Below are 18,539 nucleotides of genomic sequence, written 5' to 3' on the forward strand. Positions count from 1 at the left end.
AACTTCTGTGCCTCTTCGAGCCGTCCGTGGAAGAATCAACGCATGGATGCCACGGATAGGAAGATTCTTTCCGAACTGCAGCGAGACGGGCGCCAGACGCTCACGGAGCTGGCCGAACGGGTGCAGCTGACCGTGTCGCCGTGCCATCGAAGAGTGCGGGAGCTCGAGAGGGACGGCGCGATCACCGGGTATCGGGCGATTCTGGACCCGAGCGCAGTGGGGTTCGGCTTCCAGACGCTCGTCTTCGTGTCCATGCGCGAGTCCACCCGGGACGTCATCGCGGCCTTCGAGGCTGCGGTCACTGAGATCCCCTACATCCTCGACGCGGATCGGCTGTTCGGAGATCCTGACTATCTTCTGCGCGTCGTCGCACGAGACCTCGAGCACTTCCAGCAGATCTACGACGAACGACTCAGCGCGCTCCCCGGAGTGCAGCGTCTGAACACGACCCTGGTCATGCGCTCGGTCGTCGATGAGCGGGCGCTTCCGCTCGGTGGCTAGAGAGACGAGCTCAGCGAGATGTGCGGGCGGTCTCCATGCTCTGCGCACGCAGGATCCGGTGTAGCACGTCCGGCGTGATCCGTGCCCTGCGCCCCTGGCCGGTCTTCGCCAGGTCGGAGATGGTCGTGTGGCCGCATCCGGTGAGGCGCGCGATCTCACGCAGCGAGAAGCCCCGCTGTCGAAGCTGCCAGATGCGCTCGGAGGCCGGCGTCGAGTCGACGTGCTCTGCGCGCGGTGCGATGCCGGCGGATGCCGCGATCTCGCGTCGTCGCAGTGCCTGCGCGTCGGCGCACGAACGACCGTCCGAGTCGCCAGGACAGGTGCGCCGGTCGCGGCATCCGAGATAGTAGCCGTTCGGGGTGCCGTGGGCGACGCCGGGGCCTTCCCCATCGAGCCGTCGGCTGCGATAGTCGCGGATGTACTCGCGACGCGCGCCGGCGCACGTCGTCCTCCCGCGCTGCCAGTTCGGGCAGGTGCGGTCCTCGTGGCATCCGCGTCGATAGCCGCCGAGCGTGCCGTGGGTGGCGGCTGTCTCGTCGCCGGAGCCACGTTCGGTCGGGGCAGGTGCGGCAGAGCCGGCTGATGCGTCACGGGGGATGGGTTGCTCGAGCGGCAGCTTCCACATCCGATAATCGGATCGCCTCCGCACCGATGCCTCTGCGCAGGACAACCAGGGTGAGAACTCGCCGTGCGGGCACATGGCGCGCGTGCGGCAACCGGCGGCGAAGCCGGCGAAGCTGCCGTGCGGGGCGGAAGCGCTCACGCGCTCGTCCTCGCGGGTGAGGGGGCCGCCGTCATGCGTACGCCCGCTGCTGCTCGTGACCGCGGATCGCCGACTGTGCGAGTCCGATGATGCGATCGATGCGCTGAGTGGCGTTGACGGCCAGCCCCTGCTCGTGGGGCGCGAGCGGCTCCAGGGTGTCGAGCTGCGAATCGAGCAGGGCGAGCGGCATGAAGTGATCGCCGCGAGTCACCATGCGCGCGGCGAGCACGCCTCTGGTCACGGTGAGATGCAGGAAGAACACATCAGGTGCCTGGGTGCGCAGCGCGTCGCGGTACGCGACCCGGAGCGCGGAGCACGCCATCACGAGCCCGGACGGCCGATGGCGACGGAGTTCCTCTCCGACGGCGCGCAGCCATGGGCGGCGGTCGTCGTCGGTGAGGGGGATGCCACGCGACATCCTGTCGAGATTGGCGTGCGGATGCAGGTCATCCGCGTCCTGGAACGGCAGGCACAAGCGCGCCGACAGCGCCTCGCCGACGGTCGACTTGCCGCACCCGGAAACGCCCATCACGACGATGAGCGGGCCGGAACGAGCGTGATCGGTGCTCATGGGAATCGCAGCAGCACCTTCCCCGACGCCGTCGGATCGAGCGCGATACCGAGCGCCGTGAGGCTGTCCTCCAGCTCGAACTCGTGCGTGATGACCGGATCGACGGCGAGGCTGCCGTCCGCGAGCGCCTCGATGACCGCGTCGATCTCGTCATGGAATCGGAACGAGCCGACCAGATCGAGCTCGCGCGTGATCGCGGTGGCGATCGGGACCGGCTGATCGCCGTCGGGCTGCAGGCCCACCATCACGACGCGACCGCCGCGGGTGGCGCCACTGAGCGCGGAGGCGAGACCGCGAGGGTTGCCGGAGGATTCGAGGACGATATCGGCGTCGACGGCGGCGATCTGCTCGGCATCCCCCGCGAGGATCGTGCGGGTGGCGCCGACCGCGGCCGCGATCCGCAACGGCTGACCGTGCAGATCCACCGCCACGATCTCGGCCGCACCCTTCGCACGGGCCGCAGCGACGACGAGGGCACCGATCGGACCGGCTCCGATCACGAGCACGCGCTTTCCGCGGACGTCCCCTGCACGATCGAGCGCGTGCCAGGCGACGCTGGCCGGTTCGATGAGCGCGGCGGTCCGCAGGGCGAGCTGCGGCGGGAGCGCGCGAAGCATCCGGGTCGGCAGCACGACATGGTCGGCGAAGCCGCCGGCCGTGTGCGGCAGTCGCGCCGCAGAGCCCAGATAACTGACGCCGCCCGAGATGTTCGGGCGATCGGCGGGGAATCGGACGGGCGATCCGGCGTATCGGGCCGGATGCACCACGACCGGCGTTCCGGCCGCAGGACCGGAGCCGTCACTGGCTGGAGCCATCACCGTGCCGACGATCTCATGGCCGAGCACCATCGGCTCGCGGAGGATCGACTGTCCTGCTGCCCCGTGCTTCCAGTAGTGGAGATCCGAACCGCAGATGCCGCCGTAGGCGATGCGGATCACGGCTTCGTCGTCGGCTGGCGTGCGCAGGGGCACATCCTCGACTCGGATGTCCTCCGCGGCGTGGGCGACGAGTGCTCTGACGGATGCCGGAGCCGATGCGGTGGTGTCAGACGACAACGCTCATGCCTCCGTCCACGAACACGAGCTGACCGTTCACGTACGCGGAGGCGTCGGAGGCGAGCCACACGGCCGGTCCGATCAGGTCCTCCACCTCGCCCCATCGTTCGGCGGGGGTGCGACCGACCACCCATGAGTTGAAGGCCGGGTCATCGATCAACGCCTGCGTCATCTCGGTACGGATGTAGCCGGGAGCGATGCCATTGATCTGCAGACCATGCTTCGCCCACTCGGCCGTCATGGCGCGGGTGAGGTTGCGCAGGCCGCCCTTGGTCGCCGTGTACGGGGCGATCGACGGCCGTGCGAGGTCGGCCTGGATCGAGCAGATGTTGATGATCTTCCCGGCGCCGCGCGTGAGCATCCGCTTCGCCACGGCCCGTCCGACCAGGAACGGCGCGGTGAGGTTGACAGTGACCACGCGATCCCAGTCTGCGACGTCGAGGTCGACCATCGGCACGCGGTGCTGGATCCCCGCGTTGTTCACCAGGATGTCGATGGGCCCGTGCTCGGCCTCGGTCGCGGCGATCGCTGCTTCGACGGCGGCGTCGTCCGTGATGTCGAACGCGCGGCCGGACACTCTGACGTCCGGCACGGATGCCGAGAGGCGGATCACGGCATCCGCCACTCCGGTCTCCGTCGTGCCGTTCAGCACGATGTCGGCACCGGCACGGGCCAGGCCCTCCGCGAGTGCGGCGCCGATACCGCGCGTCGATCCGGTGATGAGCGCGGTCCTGCCGTGCAGGCTGAACAGCTGGTTCCGAGTCATCGGGCGCCCTCGCGCGAGGCGCGAAGCTCGACGACCTCGGCGTCCTTCGCCGCCTCGAGCTCGACGATCGCATCGGCGCCTGCGAGCGCCTCATCGACTCGCGACGGCGGGATCACGATGACACCGTCGGAGTCAGCGACGATGATGTCCCCGGGGGAGACCACGACGCCGCCGAGTGCGACTGGCACGCCGATGCGTCCAGGGCCGTTCTTGAACGGGCCGGCAGGGGTGAGCCCGCGGGCGAAGACCGGGAAGCGCAACGATTCGATGATGTCGCGGTCCCGGACGACTCCATCCACGATCGCTCCGGTGGCACCGAAGAGATCGAAACGCTGGGCGAGGTTGTCACCGAGGATGGCTCGGCCCTCGTAGCCTCCGGCGTTGATGATGAGCACGTCACCGGGCTGGATGTGATCGAGCGCCTCGATCACGGCCTTGTTGTCGCCCGCGACGGTGAGCACGGTCAGGGCGCTGCCGACGATCTTCGCGCCGGGCCAGATGGGGGAGATGCCGGCGTCGACGATGTCGAGTCGCTCCATGCCGTCGCCGAGGTTGGCGACCGAGTGGCGCTCGAAGGCGGCGAGAGTCTCGGCAGAGGGACGCTCCCAGGACGGGGTGACGGAGATGTTCGAGTCGGTGGTCATGGTGATTCTTTCGTGGAGGTGGGACGGATCAGGGGTAGAGGCCGCGGTTGCGGTGCGCATCGTAGACCCGCCCGACCGCGATCGTCATGGCGGCGCGGCGCAGGGTCACGCCCCGCCGGATGGACTGGCCGAGCACGTCGTTCCAGGCCGCGCTCATGCGGGTGCGCAGACGCTCCTCGACGGTCTCGAGCGACCAGCGGTATGTCTGCTTCGCCTGGGCCCACTCGAAGTAGGACACGATCACTCCTCCGGCGTTCGCCAGGATGTCCGGCACCACGAGGGTGCCGCGCGCCGAGAGGATCTCGTCGGCGGCAGTGGTGGTCGGGCCGTTGGCGCCCTCGACCACGATGCGGGCGCTCACCGCATGCGCGTTGCCCTCGTGGATCACGCCCTCGACGGCGGCCGGCACCAGCAGGTCGACGTCGAGCGTCAGGGCATCCGCTGCCGGAAGCGCGTCTGCACCGTCGAAGCCCTGCACGGTGCGGTGCAGGTCGACGTGCCGATCGAGGGCGTCGAGGTCGAGGCCGGTGGACCGGTGCACTGCACCGTGCTCATCGGCGACGCACACGACGCGGACGCCGGCCTCGCTCAGGAAGCGGGCGGCCGAGCGGCCGACCTTGCCGTAGCCCTGCACCGATGCCGTGGCGCCGTCCGCGCTGATGCCCACGTGATCGAGGGCTGCCAGCGCGACGAGTGCGACGCCACGGGACGTCGCGGTCGCGCGCCCCAGCGATCCGCCGAGACTGATGGGCTTGCCGGTGACGACGTCGGGAACCGTGTACCCGACGTTGGCGGAGTACGTGTCCATGATCCAGGCCATGGTCTGCTCGTCCGTGCCGATGTCAGGCGCGGGGATGTCGCGATCCGGACCGATGATCGGCAGGATCTCGCTCGTGTACCGCCGGGTCGCACGCTCCAGCTCGGCACGGGAGTGGCGGGAGGGGTCGATCGCGAGTCCGCCTTTGGCGCCGCCGTACGGGAGATCGACGAGCGCGCACTTCCATGTCATCCACATCGCCAGCGCCCTGACCTCGTCGAGGTCGACGCCGGGGCTGAAACGGAGGCCGCCCTTCGCAGGTCCTCGCGTCAGGCTGTGCTGCACGCGATAGCCGCGAAGCGTGAGGATCCTGCCGTCGTCGGTCCGCAGCGGAACCGCCACGGCAAGCTCCCGACGAGGCGTGACCAGCATCTGGAAGACGTCATCGCCGTGCTCGAGCGAATCGAGCGCCTGTCTGAGCTGTCTCCGCGCATCGCCGAGGGGCGTCGCCACGGTGGTCACCGGTGAGTCGATCAGCATCCTTGCCTCCAGATGAAATGCGAATTGAGTCGCGTTTTATTCTTCGATCATGCATCAGGTGTCGATGATCCACAACCCCGAGATCGCACCAGCCGATCTTCACAGCTTCGCGAATTCTGCCGGAAACATTGGGCGTCTACGGTCATCATCACCGCCAACCCACAGCTGTTTCGGGATACGGCTTGACCAAATCAAAATGCAACTCTAGTCTCAGATGCGATATCAATCGCAGGATGATGGGCGTACCATCATCACCAGCACGTGGGTTGCTCGATTTCGAAGGTGAGACATGCAATGACTGCAGCGCAATCGCTCAGCACCGAACAGGTCGCTGTCGTGACGGCAGACGGGAAGATGGTGCGCAAAGCGACCGTCGCCGGAGCCGTCGGTTCATTCGTCGAGTGGTACGACTACGGCATCTACGGGCTGCTGGCGACGTACCTCGCGATCAACATCATGGGAGGCGCCGAGACAGGCGCGCTCTTCCTGACCAACATCGGCTTCCTGGTGAGTTTCATCGCACGGCCGTTCGGCAGTGTGATCTGCGGCTACCTGGGCGATCGCATGGGGCGCAAGACGCTCCTCGCAGCACTCCTGATCCTCATCTCGGTCGCCACGGCCTGCATCGGCCTGATCCCCTCGCACGAGGTCATCGGCGTCGCCGCTCCGATCCTGCTCATCGCGCTCCGCGTGCTGCAGGGCTTCTCGGCCGGTGGCGAGGTCGCCGGCGCCATGGCGTTCGTCGGCGAGTACGCGCACAACGCGACCCGCAACTTCTCGATGTCGTTCATCGCCGTCGGCTCGTTCCTCGCGCTGATGTTCGGCTCAGCCTTCTCCGCTGTGCTCATCACCACGCTCGGCGACGCGACCATGGAGGCGTGGGGCTGGCGCATCCCGTTCCTGTTCGCCGCTCCGCTCGGATACATCGGCTTCTACATCCGCCGCCGCATGGAGGAGACACCGCACTTCGAGGCCCTTCGCGAGCGCAAGTCGGTCGCCCGCAACCCGCTGAAGGCCGTCTTCACCTCGAAGCGCACCCTCCTGGCAGTCGTGCTGACGATCTTCCTTCCGGCACTGAACGGTCCCGGCTATTACCTGCTGTTCGCGTACATGCCCACCTACCTGAAGACGTCGCTCGGCGAAGGCCACAACTTCACGATGCTGCAGGCGCTCATGGTGACGGCGTGCAGCCTGGTCGCGATCATCATCTCGATCCCGCTCATGGCTCGACTGTCGGACCGCATCGGGCGCAAGAAGGTGCTCGCGTTCTCCGCCGTCGTCACGGCGGTCGTGGCCTACCCGGCGTTCGCGCTGATCACCACCGGCCAGATCGGACTCGCGATCATCGCGACGATCGTGATGGCGATCGCCTTCTCCGGACACGCGGCGGTCATCCACACCGTGCTGACGGAGATGTTCCCGACCACCGTCCGCTACAGCGCGTACAGCATCGGGTTCAGCCTCTCCACCATCATCTTCGGAGGCAGCGCGCCACTGGTGATGACCGCGATCATCAACGCCACAGGCAGCAGCATGGTGCCGGCGTTCGCCGCGATCATCACGGCCGGCATCACGCTCGTCTCGCTGATCTTCGTCCGCGAGACCAAGGGCACGGCACTGCGCGTCGAGTGATCACGCGAGAGCATTGACTGAGACAGAAGGAGCAGCATCATGGGAGTGAACTCGGTCGCTGTGGTCGCCGATCTCGGCGAGAGCTACGGCAACTACACCATCGGAGACGATGAGGCCCTGCTGGGTCTGGTCACCGCATCGAACATCGCCTGCGGGTTCCACGCCGGTGACCCCCGGGTCATCGACAAGACCGTCGCCGAGTGCGTGCGCCGTGGCATCGAGCTCGGCGCGCATCCCGGGTACCCCGATCTGGTCGGCTTCGGCCGTCGGCTGATCGAGGCGTCGGAGGATGAGATCCGCACCGACGTGCTCTACCAGATGGGTGCGCTCGACGCCTTCGCCAGGGTGCACGGCGGCAAGATCAGCCACGTCGCACCGCACGGACGCATGGGCAGCATCGCGCAGACGGATGCCAAGCACGCCAGGGCGATCACGGACGCCGTCGCGGCATACGACCCCTCGTACGTCGTGATCTGCCAACAGGGGCTGCTCGCGGAGGAGTCGCGCAAGCGCGGTCTCGAGGTCGGCTACGTCTTCCTGGCAGATCGCGGCTACGGCGACGATGGCTGGCCCGTCGCGCGGTCGCACCCGGGCGGGCTGATCTACGACCCGCAGGCGATCGGCGAACGCGTCGCGCAGGTCGTGCGCGAGGGCACCGTCACCACGGTCGACGGCAATGTCGTGCCGCTCGGACACGACGCCGACATCGTGCTGCTGCACGGCGACCACCCCACCGTCCTCGAGAACGGCACCGCACTGCGTGCCGCACTCGAGGCCGAGGGGATCCGCGCCACGGGCCTCCGCGAGGTCCTGGCCGAGAAGGCCGCACTGGCCGCTCGCTGATCGGAGAACAGCAGATGTCCGTATTCCCGCTCGCCATCGCCGACTACGGGGACGGCGCCGTCATGGTCACGGTCCGTAGCCAGGAGGAGGCCGAGCGTCGGCGCCTGATCGGCGAGTTCCGCGAGCGCGTGCTGACCGAGCTGCCGCCGGGCGTCGACGACATCGTCTCAGGACTGGAGTCGCTGCTGGTCGAGTTCGATCCGCTCACGACCTCGTCCGAGCAGGTGGCGTTCGCGCTCGGTGCCCTCGGGCGGATCTCCGACCCGCCGGCGACGCAGCGCACCCCGCGAGTGCTCGATATCCCGATCGTGGTGGACGAGGAGACCGGGCCGGATCTCGGCTCGGTGGCTGATGAACTCGGACTCAGCGCCGACGAGGTGATCGCGCGACTCGAGTCGTCGACGCTCACCATCTCGCTCCTCGCCGCAGCGATGGCGCCGATGATGGACGGGCTCGTTGTGCCGCGCGGCGTCCGGCGGCAGGCGACGCCCCGGACGGACGTGCCGTCGGGCTCGATCATGGTCGCCGGACGCAACGTCATCATCCAGCCGTTCCCCGGCCCGACCGGCTGGCGCGTGATCGCGCGCACGCCGTTGCGGATCGTCGACATCTCGCGGGAGCAGCCGGTGTCGTTCGCCCCCGGCGATGTGCTGTCGTTCCGGCGCGTCAGTGCAGCGGATGCCGCGGCGCTGGCAGGAGGCTTCCTCGAGGGAGAGATGCGATGACCACCACGATCCGGATGACCGAAGTCGGCTGGCGCACGACCGTCCAGGACCTCGGGCGCAGCGCGACCGAGCGGCTCGGGGTGCCGAGCGGCGGCGCAGCCGATCAGGGTGCGGCCAGAGTGGCGAACATCCTGGTGGGCAACCCGCAGAGCTCTCCGCTGCTGGAATCGCTCGGCGGCGCCGTCGCGTTCACAGCCGACACCGATCTGCTCGTGAGCGCCACCGGCTCGGTGGCCGGCATCGCGATCGACGGATGCGAGGTCGAGCTCGGTCAGCCGTTGGCGATCCCGGCGGGCGCCGAGATCCGAATCCTGGCAGCCGAGACAGCGGCTCGCACCTACGTCGCCGTCGGCGGTCTGCTCGACGTGCCCCGGTTCCTGGGCAGCGCGGCACCCGATCAGCGAATGGGGTTCACCCAGGCGCTCGTCGTCGGGGGTGAGATCGCGGTCGCGACGGCCGTCACGCGCATCGATCAGCCGTATCTCGGCCGAGCGCTCTTCCGGCTGCCGGTGCCGGACCTCGCAGATCCTGCACGCGATGACGTCGTCCGCATCGTCGATTGCGCCGAGACGAATGACATCGAGGGCATCCGTGACCTCCTCGCGGCATCCGTCTACACGGTCACCAACCGATCCGATCACGTCGGCATCCGCCTCGACGGGCCGGTCCTGCATCCGGCGCACGACCAGGAGATCCTGTCGCACGGCGTGCCGATCGGCGCGATCGAGATCCCGCATTCCGACGAGCTGATCGTGCTCGGTCGCTACCGCACGCTGACTGCCGGGTATCCGATCGTCGGCTTCGCCACCCGCCGCTCGCAGGACCTGATCGGTCAGCTGCGTCCTGGTCAGGAGCTCGGCTTCGCCTGGACGGATCGCTCGGCGGCGCGCGCGGATGCGCTCCGTTTCGAGATTGAGCTCGCTGCGCTCACCGCCGCATCGCTGGGAGCGTTCGCCGCACTCGAACTGCCCGTGGTGTCCACACGCGTTGCAGTCCACGGTCTTAAATGAGAAACTAATCGCATACGAGAACGCATTCCGATGCGAGAGAGTGAGAGTTCGATGACGGAGTTGAACGGTCAGGTGGCGCTCGTCACCGGCGCAGGCAGCGGAATGGGACGCGAGATCGCACTGCTGCTCGCGGCAAGCGGCGCGACGGTCGTGATCGTGGGGCGTCGTCCTGAGCCGCTCGAGGAGCTTCGGGCCGAGATCGTGGCTGCTGGGGGGCAGGCCGTGGTCGACGTCGCCGACATCTCCGCCGATGGTGCGGCGGACGCGCTGATCGCCCGGGTGAGCGAGAAGGTCGGCCCCGTCGACATCCTCGTGAACAACGCCGGCAGCTCCTCGACGGTGCTCAATCCGCAATGGCTGGAGGAAGACGAGTGGCGTGGCGTCATCGACGTGAACCTCACCGCCGTGTTCCTGCTGAGCCGTGCCGTGCTGTCCGGCATGATCGCCCGCGGTGGTGGCACCATCATCACGGTCTCCTCGCTCGCGGCGCTCACGCCGAACCTCCTCGGCGGAGCGGCGTACGGAGCGGCGAAGGCAGGTGTCCGCAACTTCATGACCTTCCTGCACACGACGTTCCGCGGCGACGGCATCCGGGCCATCACCGTGCTCCCGGGCGAGGCGGACACCCCGATCCTCGAGAACCGCGCGCGTCCGCCCCGCGCCGACGAGCGCGCCAACATGGTGCAGCCGGTGGACGTTGCTCGCGCCGTCCACCTCGCCGCAACCCTGCCGCCGCGCACCGTGCTGCAGGAGGTCATCGTGGCGCCGACCCGGCAGCGCGACGTCTCAGGCGACCTGGAGATCAGTCGCTGGCTCGGCGCGCCGGAGGGTGCACGTCCGAAGGAGCAGTCCGCATGACGACCATCGATCTCCCCCACGTCATCGACTTCACTGCGGCGCCTGCCGTGCTCCGCGTTGAGGCGACCTCCCGTCGTGTGCAGCAGCCGGCGTCATCCGCCGACCTCGTCTCGCTCGCAGTCGGCGAGCCTGACTTCGACACCCCGCAGAAGATCGTGGATGCTGCAGGCGCCTCCGCAGAGCGCGGCCGTACGCACTACGCGCCGATGGCCGGCGATCCCGCGCTGCGTCAGCGTCTCGCCACCGAGATCACGGCATTGCGCGGGCTGCCGACCGACGCTTCCGACGTGCTCGTCACGCAGGGAGGCACGGCCGGGCTCTCGGCTGCGATCCTCGCGACCGTCGGCCCCGGTGACCGGGTCGTGATCCCGGATCCGACCTATTCGCTCTACGCCGACCTGGTCTCGCTCGCCGGCGCCACGGCCGTGCACGTGCCCATCGCAGAAGACCTGCACTGGGACCTCGACGCCTTGCGTGCCGCGCTCCCCGGCGCGCGCATGTTCGTCTTCTGCAACCCAGGCAACCCCACCGGCATCGTGCACTCGCGCGCGGAGATCGAGGCCCTCGCCTCGATGCTCGAAGGCACAGACACGATCGTGCTCGCGGATGAGGCCTACGCGGCGCTGAGCTACGCCGATGAGCCCTTCACCTCGGCGCTCCAGGTGCCCGCACTCGAGGGTCGAACGATCTACTGCCAGACCTTCTCGAAGAACTACGCGATGACCGGATGGCGGGTCGGGTACCTCTGGGGCCCGAGCGCGATCATCGAGGCCGCGACGCGCGTGCACGGCACGTTCAACGGATCGCTGAACACCTTCGTGCAGGACGCCGCGATCGTCGCGCTCGACGAGTGCGACGCCGACATCGTGCGGATGCGGGATTCGTACCTGCGTCGACGCGAGGTCATGCGCGAGGCATTGGCCGCCGTTCCCGGCCTCGAGCTGAGCGAACCGGAGGGTGCGTTCTACTTCTTCCCGCGTTTCGACGCGCCGTTCACCTCGGTCGAGATGGTCGCCCATCTGCGTGAGCACGGCGTCGCAGTGCGGCCGGGTTCGGAGTTCGGGCCGAGCGGTGAAGGCCGCCTCCGGCTGTCCTATGCGGCGTCCGACGATGCCATCCGCACCGGCGTCGCACGCATGGCGGAGGCGCTGACCGCACTACGATCGTCCTGAGGGAAGGGGACCCATGCGCAGCGATACCGAACGCAACCGGCGACGCCTGATCAAGGCGGCGGCGTATCTCGTCGCTCGTCGGGGTTCGTCCGTGCGCATGACGGATGTCGCCGAGCGCGCCGAGGTCTCACCGGCAACCGCCTATCGGCACTTCGGATCCGTCGATGAGATCCTCTCGCAGTTCCGATTCGATGTCGGTGAGCGACTCCTCGACTTCAGCCAGAAGAGCGAGGAGCATGGGCTCGCTCGTCTCGAGGCGGTGTGCGGCCACTGGGTACGGCTGGTCGTCAAGCACGGCGGGGCGATGGTCCACACTCGATCGGAGCACGGGTACCTGGAGCGCCTGCGTGCATCAACGCAATACCTGACGGTGCAGGGCGACGCGCTCCTTCCGGCGATCTCCGAGGCGTCGGAGGAGCTCGGCGTCGAGGACCCGGCCGACGAGGCGCTGTTCCTCTGGAACATCATGTTCGACCCCCGCGAGATCTTCGACCTGCTGAACACCGTCGGGCTGAACGAGGAGCAGGTTTCACGTCGTCTGTTCGCCGCGTTCTGCGGTGCGCTGGTCGGCTGGGCCGCGGACAAGTCCGGTGCGCCCGTCGCCGAACGGCTGCGCAGGATCCCGGTCGACTGACCGCAGAGGCCACGAGAGAGGGCGGGCGCCGATCGATGATCGGCACCCGCCCTCTCTCCGTCCGGTCAACGCGAGGGCGTGCAGGCCACCGCCATCACGAGGCCGGCCGGGCCGACGACGTGGTGGTATTCGTGCTCCTTCGGGAGATAGACGGCATCGCCAGGACGGAACTCATGCACCGTGCCGTCCGGCAGCGTCTGCGTCGATCCGCCGTGCAGGCAGTACAGCACGCTCTCGTGTTCACCGTCGCCATTGGCCACGTGCTCGAAGTCGGCGATGAACGTCGTGATGTGGAAGCTGAACGACGAGCCCTGCGCAGCCTCGGTGATCAGACGGTGGGTGTACTCGATCCCGGACTTGAGCGCGATGCGCTCGACGTCTTCGACCCGACGCCAGGCGATGCCGCTCATGCCTCGACTCCGGACACGAACACGTCACCTGGTTCCCATCCGACTGCGTCGCCGAAGGGCAGCGCGCCGAATCCGAGGCGCTTCCCGCGCGTGTAGAAGTGCGGCGTCCACCGGGCGTCCGCCGCCGGGCGGTACACCGTGTTCGACTCTCCGGCGAAGCGCGCGGGACCGGTCGGTCCGAGTGCGAGCACGGAGAAGAGGTCGGCGAGCTCGGCATCCGCACCGGCGACGTGGGAGATGGCCTCGTCGGTCGTCCAGTCCTGCACGACGAAGAAGCGCCCCTCGCGCTCAGGGGTCGCCTCCACTCTGACGTCGCCGAAGAGGCGGAGGAAGTTCGGGCCGACGTAGGTGACGGTGTAGTCGCCGTAGGTGCGCCCGAGCTGCACCGCCTCCCGCACGAGGAAGGCCTCGAGGGCTGGCAGGGTCACGGTGCCCTCGTCGGCGAGGATCGCGGGAGTCGTGGTCGCGGTCATTGGTGTGTTTCCTTTCGATCGGTCTGTGAGTGGCGCAGCGTCGGGGCGGGCTGCGTGATTCGCGTCCCGCCCCGACAGACGTCACCCGAGGATGCGGTCTGCCTCGGCGAACAGCTTGTCGGCAGCATCTTCGGGAGAGAGGCGTCCGTAGGCGACCTCCTGCGAGTAGCGGGCGAGCTCGGCCGTGAACTGCTGCGAGGTCTCCGGCACGATCGGGCTCGGGCGGGTCGGGAACTCGAGCTGCTCGTTGAGGTACTCGACGACCGTCCGGTCGCCGTCCGAGAGCAGCGGCAGGATCGACTCGCTCACGGCGCTCGAGGTGGGCGTGCCCATGCTGATCTTCGTGATCGCAGCGGCCTCTGGAGCGTTGACGATCTCGTTGATCAGGTCGGCCGTGACGCCGGGCGCCGGCGTGTTCGCGGCGGCTGCGAGGAGCAGCGCCGTGTAGAACCGCCAGTCCTCGGCGGCATCCTCGATCTCCGGGTAGTCCTGCAGCGTGAGCCCGCCATCGCGGAGCGCACCGGCCGCAGTGAGGTGCGTCGCGCTGGAGAGGCGGATCGCCGCCTTGCCGGTCACGAGCAGATCGTTGGTGAGGCCCTGGCTCTCGCTCTCGATCTGCACGTCGGGCGCGGGGATCACACCGGCCTCGCGCAGTTCAGCCCAGTACTCCCACCAGGCGATGAGGGTGTCGCGGTCGAAGCCGACGCCGCCGTCCTCGCCGTAGACCTCTTCGCCGTGCTGGCGGACCCAGACCTCGAAGGCGCGCTGGGTCTGGCCGACGGTCGGGTCCGTCAGGCCGTAGTACCCCTCGCTCGGGCGGGCGAGAGCAGTGGCGAGATCGGCGAGATCGTCCCAGGACTCGACGTCGTACTCGAGCCCGCCCGCGTCCAGGACCGCCTGATCGACCAGCACGGCCTGGCCGTTGAAGTTCGACGGGATCGCGTAGACGCTGCCGTCCACCTCGCCGTACGGCAGCCAGCTCTCGCCGATCGCGTCCGAGTCGATGTTCTCGCCGAGGTACGGCGAGAGGTCGAGGAGCGCGCCGGCTTCGGCGTACCGCCCGAAGTGGGTCTCGGTGAGCCAGAACAGGTCGGGCAGATTCTGAGACGCGGCAGAGGTGGTGAGCCGCTCGAAGTACGGACTCTGGTCGGCGAACTCCATGGTCGCCGTCACGCCGTCCTGGCCCTCTGCGAACTGATCGATCACCTGCTGGTAGAGATCCGCTCTGTCTGCTCCGCCCCAGAGGGCGACCGTCAGGTCGACCTTGTCCGGGCGCTCGGCGGAGGGCTCGGGCGTGGTCGGGGAGGTGGAGCATCCGGCGACGAGCAGGACCGTGAGGAGTCCTGCGCCGGCGGCTGTGCCGACACGTCGTGCATTCATGGGTGGTTCCTTTCGATGGTGTGAAGTGGAGCCGTGCGGATGATGCGGATGGTGCGGGAGGAGAGGATCTGGGTCACTTCAGGCCGGTGGTGGCGATGCCGTTCACGAGGTGGCGCTGGGTGAAGAGGAAAAGCAGGAAGACGGGAAGGAGCGACAGGCAGGCCATCGCGAACATCGGGCCCCACTGCGAGGCGCCCTCGGAGTCGAGGAAGGCGTTGAGCGCCAACGGGACAGTGAAGTTCTCGCGCGACGGCAGGTACAGCAGTGGTGAGAGGAAGTCGTTCCAGGTCCAGATGAACGTGAACGCCGCAGTGACGGCCAGTGCCGGACGCATCAGGGGGAGGATGATGCGCCAGAACACCCCGAAGGGTCCACAGCCTTCGATGGCCGCCGCGTCATCGAGTGAGCGGGGAAGACCGCGGATGAACTGGACCATCAGGAAGATGAAGAAGGTGTCGACCGCGAGGAACTTCGGCAGCAGCAGCGGCCAGAACGTGTCGACCATGCCGAGGTTGTTGAAGAGGATGTACTGCGGCACGAGGATCACCTGGAAGGGCAGCATGAGCGTCGCCATCATCGCTACGAACATGGTCTTCTTGCAGCGGAATTCGAGCCGCGCGAAGGCGTAGGCGGCAAGCGTGCAGGAGAAGAGGTTGCCGAGGACGGATGCTGCGGCGACGAGCGCCGAGTTGCCGAGGAACAGCAGGAACGGGTGGCCGATGGCGTTCCAGCCCTGGACGTAGTTCTCCCACGTCCAGGTCGTGGGCAGCCCTCCCTCTGTGAAGATCTCGGCGGTCGGCTTGAAGGAGCTCGAGACCATCCACAGCAGTGGATAGATCATCGCGACGCCGACCGCGATGATGACGATGTGGGCGATGAACTTCTTCACCGACCACGGGCGGCGTGGCTTCCGCTTCGTTCCGGCGGTGGTCAGTGCTTCAGTGAGCGTGACAGTCATGGCTCACTCCTCTCCGTAATGGACCCAGCGGTTCGACGTCGCGAACGCCAGCCAGGTGAACAAGCCGATGATGAGCAGCAGGACCCACGCCATCGCCGAGGCGTAGCCCATGTCGAAGTCGCGGAACGCCTTCTGATAGAGGTACAGCGTGTAGAACAGCGTCGAGTCGACCGGCCCGCCGGACCCGCCGGAGACGATGTAGGCCTGTGTGAAGGTCTGGAACGCGCTGATCATCTGGAGCACGAGGTTGAAGAAGATCACCGGGCTGATCATCGGCACGGTGATGCGCCAGAACTTCGTCCACGCGCCCGCGCCGTCGACGGATGCCGCTTCGTACAGTTCGGTCGGGACCTGGCGCAAGCCGGCCAGGAAGATCACCATCGGCGAGCCGAAGGTCCACACATTGAGCGTGACGAGGGTGCCGAGTGCGAAATCCGGGGAGCCGATCCAGTTCGGCAGGTTCTCGAAGCCGATCGACCCGAGGATCTGATTGACCATGCCCTCCGCGCCGAAGATCTGACGCCACAGGATGGCGACCGCGACGCTCGAGCCGAGCAGCGACGGCAGGTAGTAGACCGAACGGTAGAACGCGAGCCCCTTGAGGCCCTGGTTCAGCACCATGGCGATCAGGAGTGCGAAGCCGAGTTGCAGCGGAACGGAGATGAAGACGTAGGTGAAGGTGACGCCGAGCGATGACATGAAGCGCGCATCACTGGTGAACATCCGCTCGTAGTTCTCGATGCCGACCCAGTCGGTCGAACCGATGAAGCTGTAGTCGGTGAAGGAGAGCAGCAGGCTCGCGATCATCGGCCCCAGCGTCACGGCGATCATCCCGATCAGCCACGGAAGGAGGAAGATGTACGGCGCCCAGCGCCGCACGCCGCGCGTGCGGACGCGTGGTCGCGATACGGGACGGTGTCCGCTCGCACGGTCGGCGTCGCGCGTGTCTCGGGTGGATCTCGCGTGATCCAGGGTGCGCTGGCTCAACATCAACTCCCTCGTCGAACTGAGAGTGCAATCGCGTATGCGATTCGCATCTCTATTGAGACAACACTCTTAGTTAACTCACGGCAAACGTCAAGTGTTTCCGCAGAGAGCGCCGGAGAGTTTACGCGTCCGTTACACACGTGCGGGTGGTCGTATTTGGCAAAGTGCATGGCACAGCCGGATACTGCTCTCGAGCCACGAGCCCGAGAAATCAAGGCGACAACGGGAGGATCCGGCACATCTGTGGCACATTGCTTGTCCCGCTCGCTCGCGGATCCATACAGTTCCCTCAAGCGAGCGAACGCGCCGCCCATGAGATCTGACAGCGGACCAGCGCACCCCCGACATCGGCGCACGCAACTCGATCGTCGTACCCGCAGAGAGTCCGCCAATGGAGGCGAAATGACGAACACCGCAATTCCCAGGAAGACGCCGGCCAAGGCCGCGATCGCCTCCTGGGTCGGCACCACGCTCGAGTACTACGACTTCGCCGTCTACGGCACAGCGTCGGCACTCGTGCTCAACCAGCTGTTCTTCCCGCCGGAGCTCCCGGAGGGCATCCGCGTGCTGCTCAGCCTCGCGACCTTCGCCGTCGGCTATGTGGTCCGGCCGCTCGGCGCGTTCATCCTCGGCCCGCTCGGCGATCGCTTCGGTCGCAAGTTCGTGATGATGCTGACGCTGTTCGGCATCGGCATCTGCACGTTCATCATCGGCTGCCTGCCGACGTACGAGCAGATCGGCATCGCTGCGCCCGTGCTGCTGGTCGTGATCCGCATCCTCCAGGGGCTGTCGGTGTCGGGTGAGCAGGCGAGCGCGATCACGATGAGTCTCGAGCACGCCCCCGAGCACCGTCGTGCGTTCACCACGAGCTTCACGACGAGCGGCTCCGCATCCGGCGGCCTGCTCGCGACGGCCGTCTTCATCCCGTTCGCCGCGCTCCCGACGGAGGACCTCCTCGGCTGGGCATGGCGGATCCCGTTCTGGCTCTCCGCGGTCGTCGTCGTGGTCGCGTACCTCATCCGCCGCAACCTCGAGGAGCCGCCGTCCTTCCTCGAGACGCAGGCGATCAAGGTGCAGCTCGCCCCCATGAGGCAGGCCACCCGCTTCCACTGGGTGGCGATCATCCGCGTCGCCGCGTGCGCCATCATCGCCGGCGTGAGCTATCTGTTCGCCACGTTCTCGGTGGCGTTCGCGACGACCGGCTACGGACTCGACAAGGCCACCATGCTCTGGGTCCCGGTGCTGGCGAGCCTGCTCGCTCTGCTCTACACGCCGGTTGCCGGCTTCGTCGCCGACCTCATCGGTCGCAAGACCGTGTTCATCATCGGCGCCGTCGGCGCTGGTGTGACACTCGCTCCCTACCTCTGGGCCATCACGCAGGGCGACTGGCCGCTGATCTTCGTGCTCGGCATCCTCTGCAACGGCCTGTTCTACTCGACGGCCAACGCGGCCTGGCCCGCCTTCTTCGCGGAGATGTTCCCGAACCGCGTCCGTGTCTCGGGGCTCGCGGTGGGCACCCAGATCGGGTTCGCGATCGCCGGCGCCGTCGGCCCGGTGGCGTCGACCGCGCTGGCCGGGGCCGACCTGAAGAACTGGTTCGGTCCGGCGATGCTCGGTCTCGGACTCATGCTGATCGCGGTGATCTCGGCACTGACCGCGAGGGACACCAGCCGCTACACGCTCGACGAGGTCGACGACGTGCAGCAGACGCAGAAGGAGAAGGACACCGTCACCGCATCGATCCTGATCCCGTAGGGACCGGACGCAGGACCGGCGGAGCCCGGGGTCGCATCGTCGACCCCGGGCTCTCGTCGTGCGGCGCCGGGCTCTCGTCGTGCGGCGCCTGGTCGACGCGCGAGC

At 67.6% G+C, this 18,539-nt stretch carries 20 protein-coding genes; 9 read left to right on the forward strand and 11 right to left on the reverse strand.

Annotation, left to right across the window (positions count from 1 at the left end):
- The first annotated feature begins 42 nt into the window (after positions 1–42).
- Positions 43–501, forward strand: coding sequence for an Lrp/AsnC family transcriptional regulator (locus tag V7Z82_RS13990; RefSeq protein WP_334152145.1), 459 nt, complete (start codon positions 43–45; stop codon positions 499–501).
- A gap of 10 nt (positions 502–511) precedes the next feature.
- Here V7Z82_RS13990 and V7Z82_RS13995 read toward each other — a convergent pair whose 3' ends face one another.
- The 6 genes from V7Z82_RS13995 to V7Z82_RS14020 are packed head-to-tail and all read right to left on the reverse strand — an operon-like array spanning position 512 to position 5,597.
- A complete protein-coding gene (locus V7Z82_RS13995) occupies positions 512–1,264 on the reverse strand; it encodes a helix-turn-helix domain-containing protein (protein WP_334152146.1) in 753 nt (250 codons plus the stop codon).
- A gap of 31 nt (positions 1,265–1,295) precedes the next feature.
- The gene (locus V7Z82_RS14000) at positions 1,296–1,835 is read right to left on the reverse strand and encodes a gluconokinase (RefSeq protein ID WP_334152147.1); all 540 of its coding nucleotides are present in this window, start codon (positions 1,833–1,835) and stop codon (positions 1,296–1,298) included.
- Positions 1,832–2,890 (reverse strand): L-idonate 5-dehydrogenase, encoded by a 1,059-nt coding sequence (locus V7Z82_RS14005; RefSeq protein ID WP_334152148.1) that lies wholly within the window; start codon positions 2,888–2,890, stop codon positions 1,832–1,834. Before V7Z82_RS14005 ends, V7Z82_RS14000 begins: the two co-directional genes overlap by 4 nt.
- Positions 2,880–3,656: an SDR family oxidoreductase gene (locus V7Z82_RS14010; protein ID WP_334152149.1), complete on the reverse strand. Its 777-nt coding sequence runs from the start codon at positions 3,654–3,656 to the stop codon at positions 2,880–2,882. Before V7Z82_RS14010 ends, V7Z82_RS14005 begins: the two co-directional genes overlap by 11 nt.
- Positions 3,653–4,300 (reverse strand): RraA family protein, encoded by a 648-nt coding sequence (locus V7Z82_RS14015; RefSeq protein ID WP_334152150.1) that lies wholly within the window; start codon positions 4,298–4,300, stop codon positions 3,653–3,655. The genes V7Z82_RS14010 and V7Z82_RS14015 overlap by 4 nt, the downstream gene beginning before the upstream one ends.
- Before the next feature lie 28 nt (positions 4,301–4,328).
- Positions 4,329–5,597, reverse strand: a complete 1,269-nt coding sequence (locus V7Z82_RS14020) for a Glu/Leu/Phe/Val family dehydrogenase (RefSeq protein ID WP_334152151.1) — start codon at positions 5,595–5,597, stop codon at positions 4,329–4,331.
- 294 nt (positions 5,598–5,891) lie between these two features.
- Here V7Z82_RS14020 and V7Z82_RS14025 point away from each other — a divergent pair, with 294 nt between their 5' ends.
- The 7 genes from V7Z82_RS14025 to V7Z82_RS14055 are packed head-to-tail and all read left to right on the forward strand — an operon-like array spanning position 5,892 to position 12,471.
- On the forward strand, positions 5,892–7,229 hold the full coding sequence (locus tag V7Z82_RS14025) for an MFS transporter (RefSeq protein ID WP_334152152.1): 1,338 nt from the start codon (positions 5,892–5,894) through the stop codon (positions 7,227–7,229).
- Positions 7,230–7,268: 39 nt separating this feature from the next.
- Positions 7,269–8,072 carry a LamB/YcsF family protein gene (locus V7Z82_RS14030; RefSeq protein ID WP_334152153.1) on the forward strand — a complete coding sequence of 268 codons (804 nt, stop codon included), beginning with the start codon at positions 7,269–7,271 and terminating at the stop codon, positions 8,070–8,072.
- A 14-nt stretch (positions 8,073–8,086) separates the two neighbouring features.
- Positions 8,087–8,797 carry a 5-oxoprolinase subunit B family protein gene (locus V7Z82_RS14035; RefSeq protein ID WP_334152154.1) on the forward strand — a complete coding sequence of 237 codons (711 nt, stop codon included), beginning with the start codon at positions 8,087–8,089 and terminating at the stop codon, positions 8,795–8,797.
- Positions 8,794–9,807 (forward strand): biotin-dependent carboxyltransferase family protein, encoded by a 1,014-nt coding sequence (locus tag V7Z82_RS14040; protein WP_334152155.1) that lies wholly within the window; start codon positions 8,794–8,796, stop codon positions 9,805–9,807. Before V7Z82_RS14035 ends, V7Z82_RS14040 begins: the two co-directional genes overlap by 4 nt.
- 51 nt (positions 9,808–9,858) lie before the next feature.
- The gene (locus tag V7Z82_RS14045; protein WP_334152156.1) at positions 9,859–10,665 is read left to right on the forward strand and encodes an SDR family oxidoreductase; all 807 of its coding nucleotides are present in this window, start codon (positions 9,859–9,861) and stop codon (positions 10,663–10,665) included.
- Positions 10,662–11,837, forward strand: coding sequence for a pyridoxal phosphate-dependent aminotransferase (locus tag V7Z82_RS14050; RefSeq protein ID WP_334152157.1), 1,176 nt, complete (start codon positions 10,662–10,664; stop codon positions 11,835–11,837). Before V7Z82_RS14045 ends, V7Z82_RS14050 begins: the two co-directional genes overlap by 4 nt.
- Before the next feature lie 13 nt (positions 11,838–11,850).
- Positions 11,851–12,471 (forward strand): TetR/AcrR family transcriptional regulator, encoded by a 621-nt coding sequence (locus tag V7Z82_RS14055; RefSeq protein ID WP_334152158.1) that lies wholly within the window; start codon positions 11,851–11,853, stop codon positions 12,469–12,471.
- Between the two features lie 65 nt (positions 12,472–12,536).
- On the opposite strand, the gene V7Z82_RS14060 is transcribed toward V7Z82_RS14055, so the two are convergent.
- From V7Z82_RS14060 to V7Z82_RS14080, 5 genes are all read right to left on the reverse strand, one after another.
- Positions 12,537–12,881 (reverse strand): ectoine synthase, encoded by a 345-nt coding sequence (locus V7Z82_RS14060; protein WP_334152159.1) that lies wholly within the window; start codon positions 12,879–12,881, stop codon positions 12,537–12,539.
- Positions 12,878–13,354 (reverse strand): hypothetical protein, encoded by a 477-nt coding sequence (locus tag V7Z82_RS14065; protein WP_334152160.1) that lies wholly within the window; start codon positions 13,352–13,354, stop codon positions 12,878–12,880. Before V7Z82_RS14065 ends, V7Z82_RS14060 begins: the two co-directional genes overlap by 4 nt.
- An 81-nt stretch (positions 13,355–13,435) precedes the next feature.
- On the reverse strand, positions 13,436–14,734 hold the full coding sequence (locus V7Z82_RS14070; RefSeq protein ID WP_334152161.1) for an ABC transporter substrate-binding protein: 1,299 nt from the start codon (positions 14,732–14,734) through the stop codon (positions 13,436–13,438).
- Between the two features lie 73 nt (positions 14,735–14,807).
- The gene (locus V7Z82_RS14075) at positions 14,808–15,692 is read right to left on the reverse strand and encodes a carbohydrate ABC transporter permease (RefSeq protein WP_334152162.1); all 885 of its coding nucleotides are present in this window, start codon (positions 15,690–15,692) and stop codon (positions 14,808–14,810) included.
- Positions 15,693–15,695: 3 nt separating this feature from the next.
- Positions 15,696–16,571, reverse strand: a complete 876-nt coding sequence (locus V7Z82_RS14080) for a carbohydrate ABC transporter permease (RefSeq protein ID WP_334152238.1) — start codon at positions 16,569–16,571, stop codon at positions 15,696–15,698.
- 510 nt (positions 16,572–17,081) lie between these two features.
- On the opposite strand from V7Z82_RS14080, the gene V7Z82_RS14085 reads away from it, so the two are divergent.
- A complete protein-coding gene (locus V7Z82_RS14085) occupies positions 17,082–18,434 on the forward strand; it encodes an MFS transporter (protein WP_334152163.1) in 1,353 nt (450 codons plus the stop codon).
- Positions 18,435–18,539: the final 105 nt, after the last annotated feature.

Origin of the sequence: Microbacterium sp. (genome assembly GCF_036823965.1) — a bacterium.
Classification (GTDB): Bacteria; Actinomycetota; Actinomycetes; order Actinomycetales; family Microbacteriaceae; genus Microbacterium.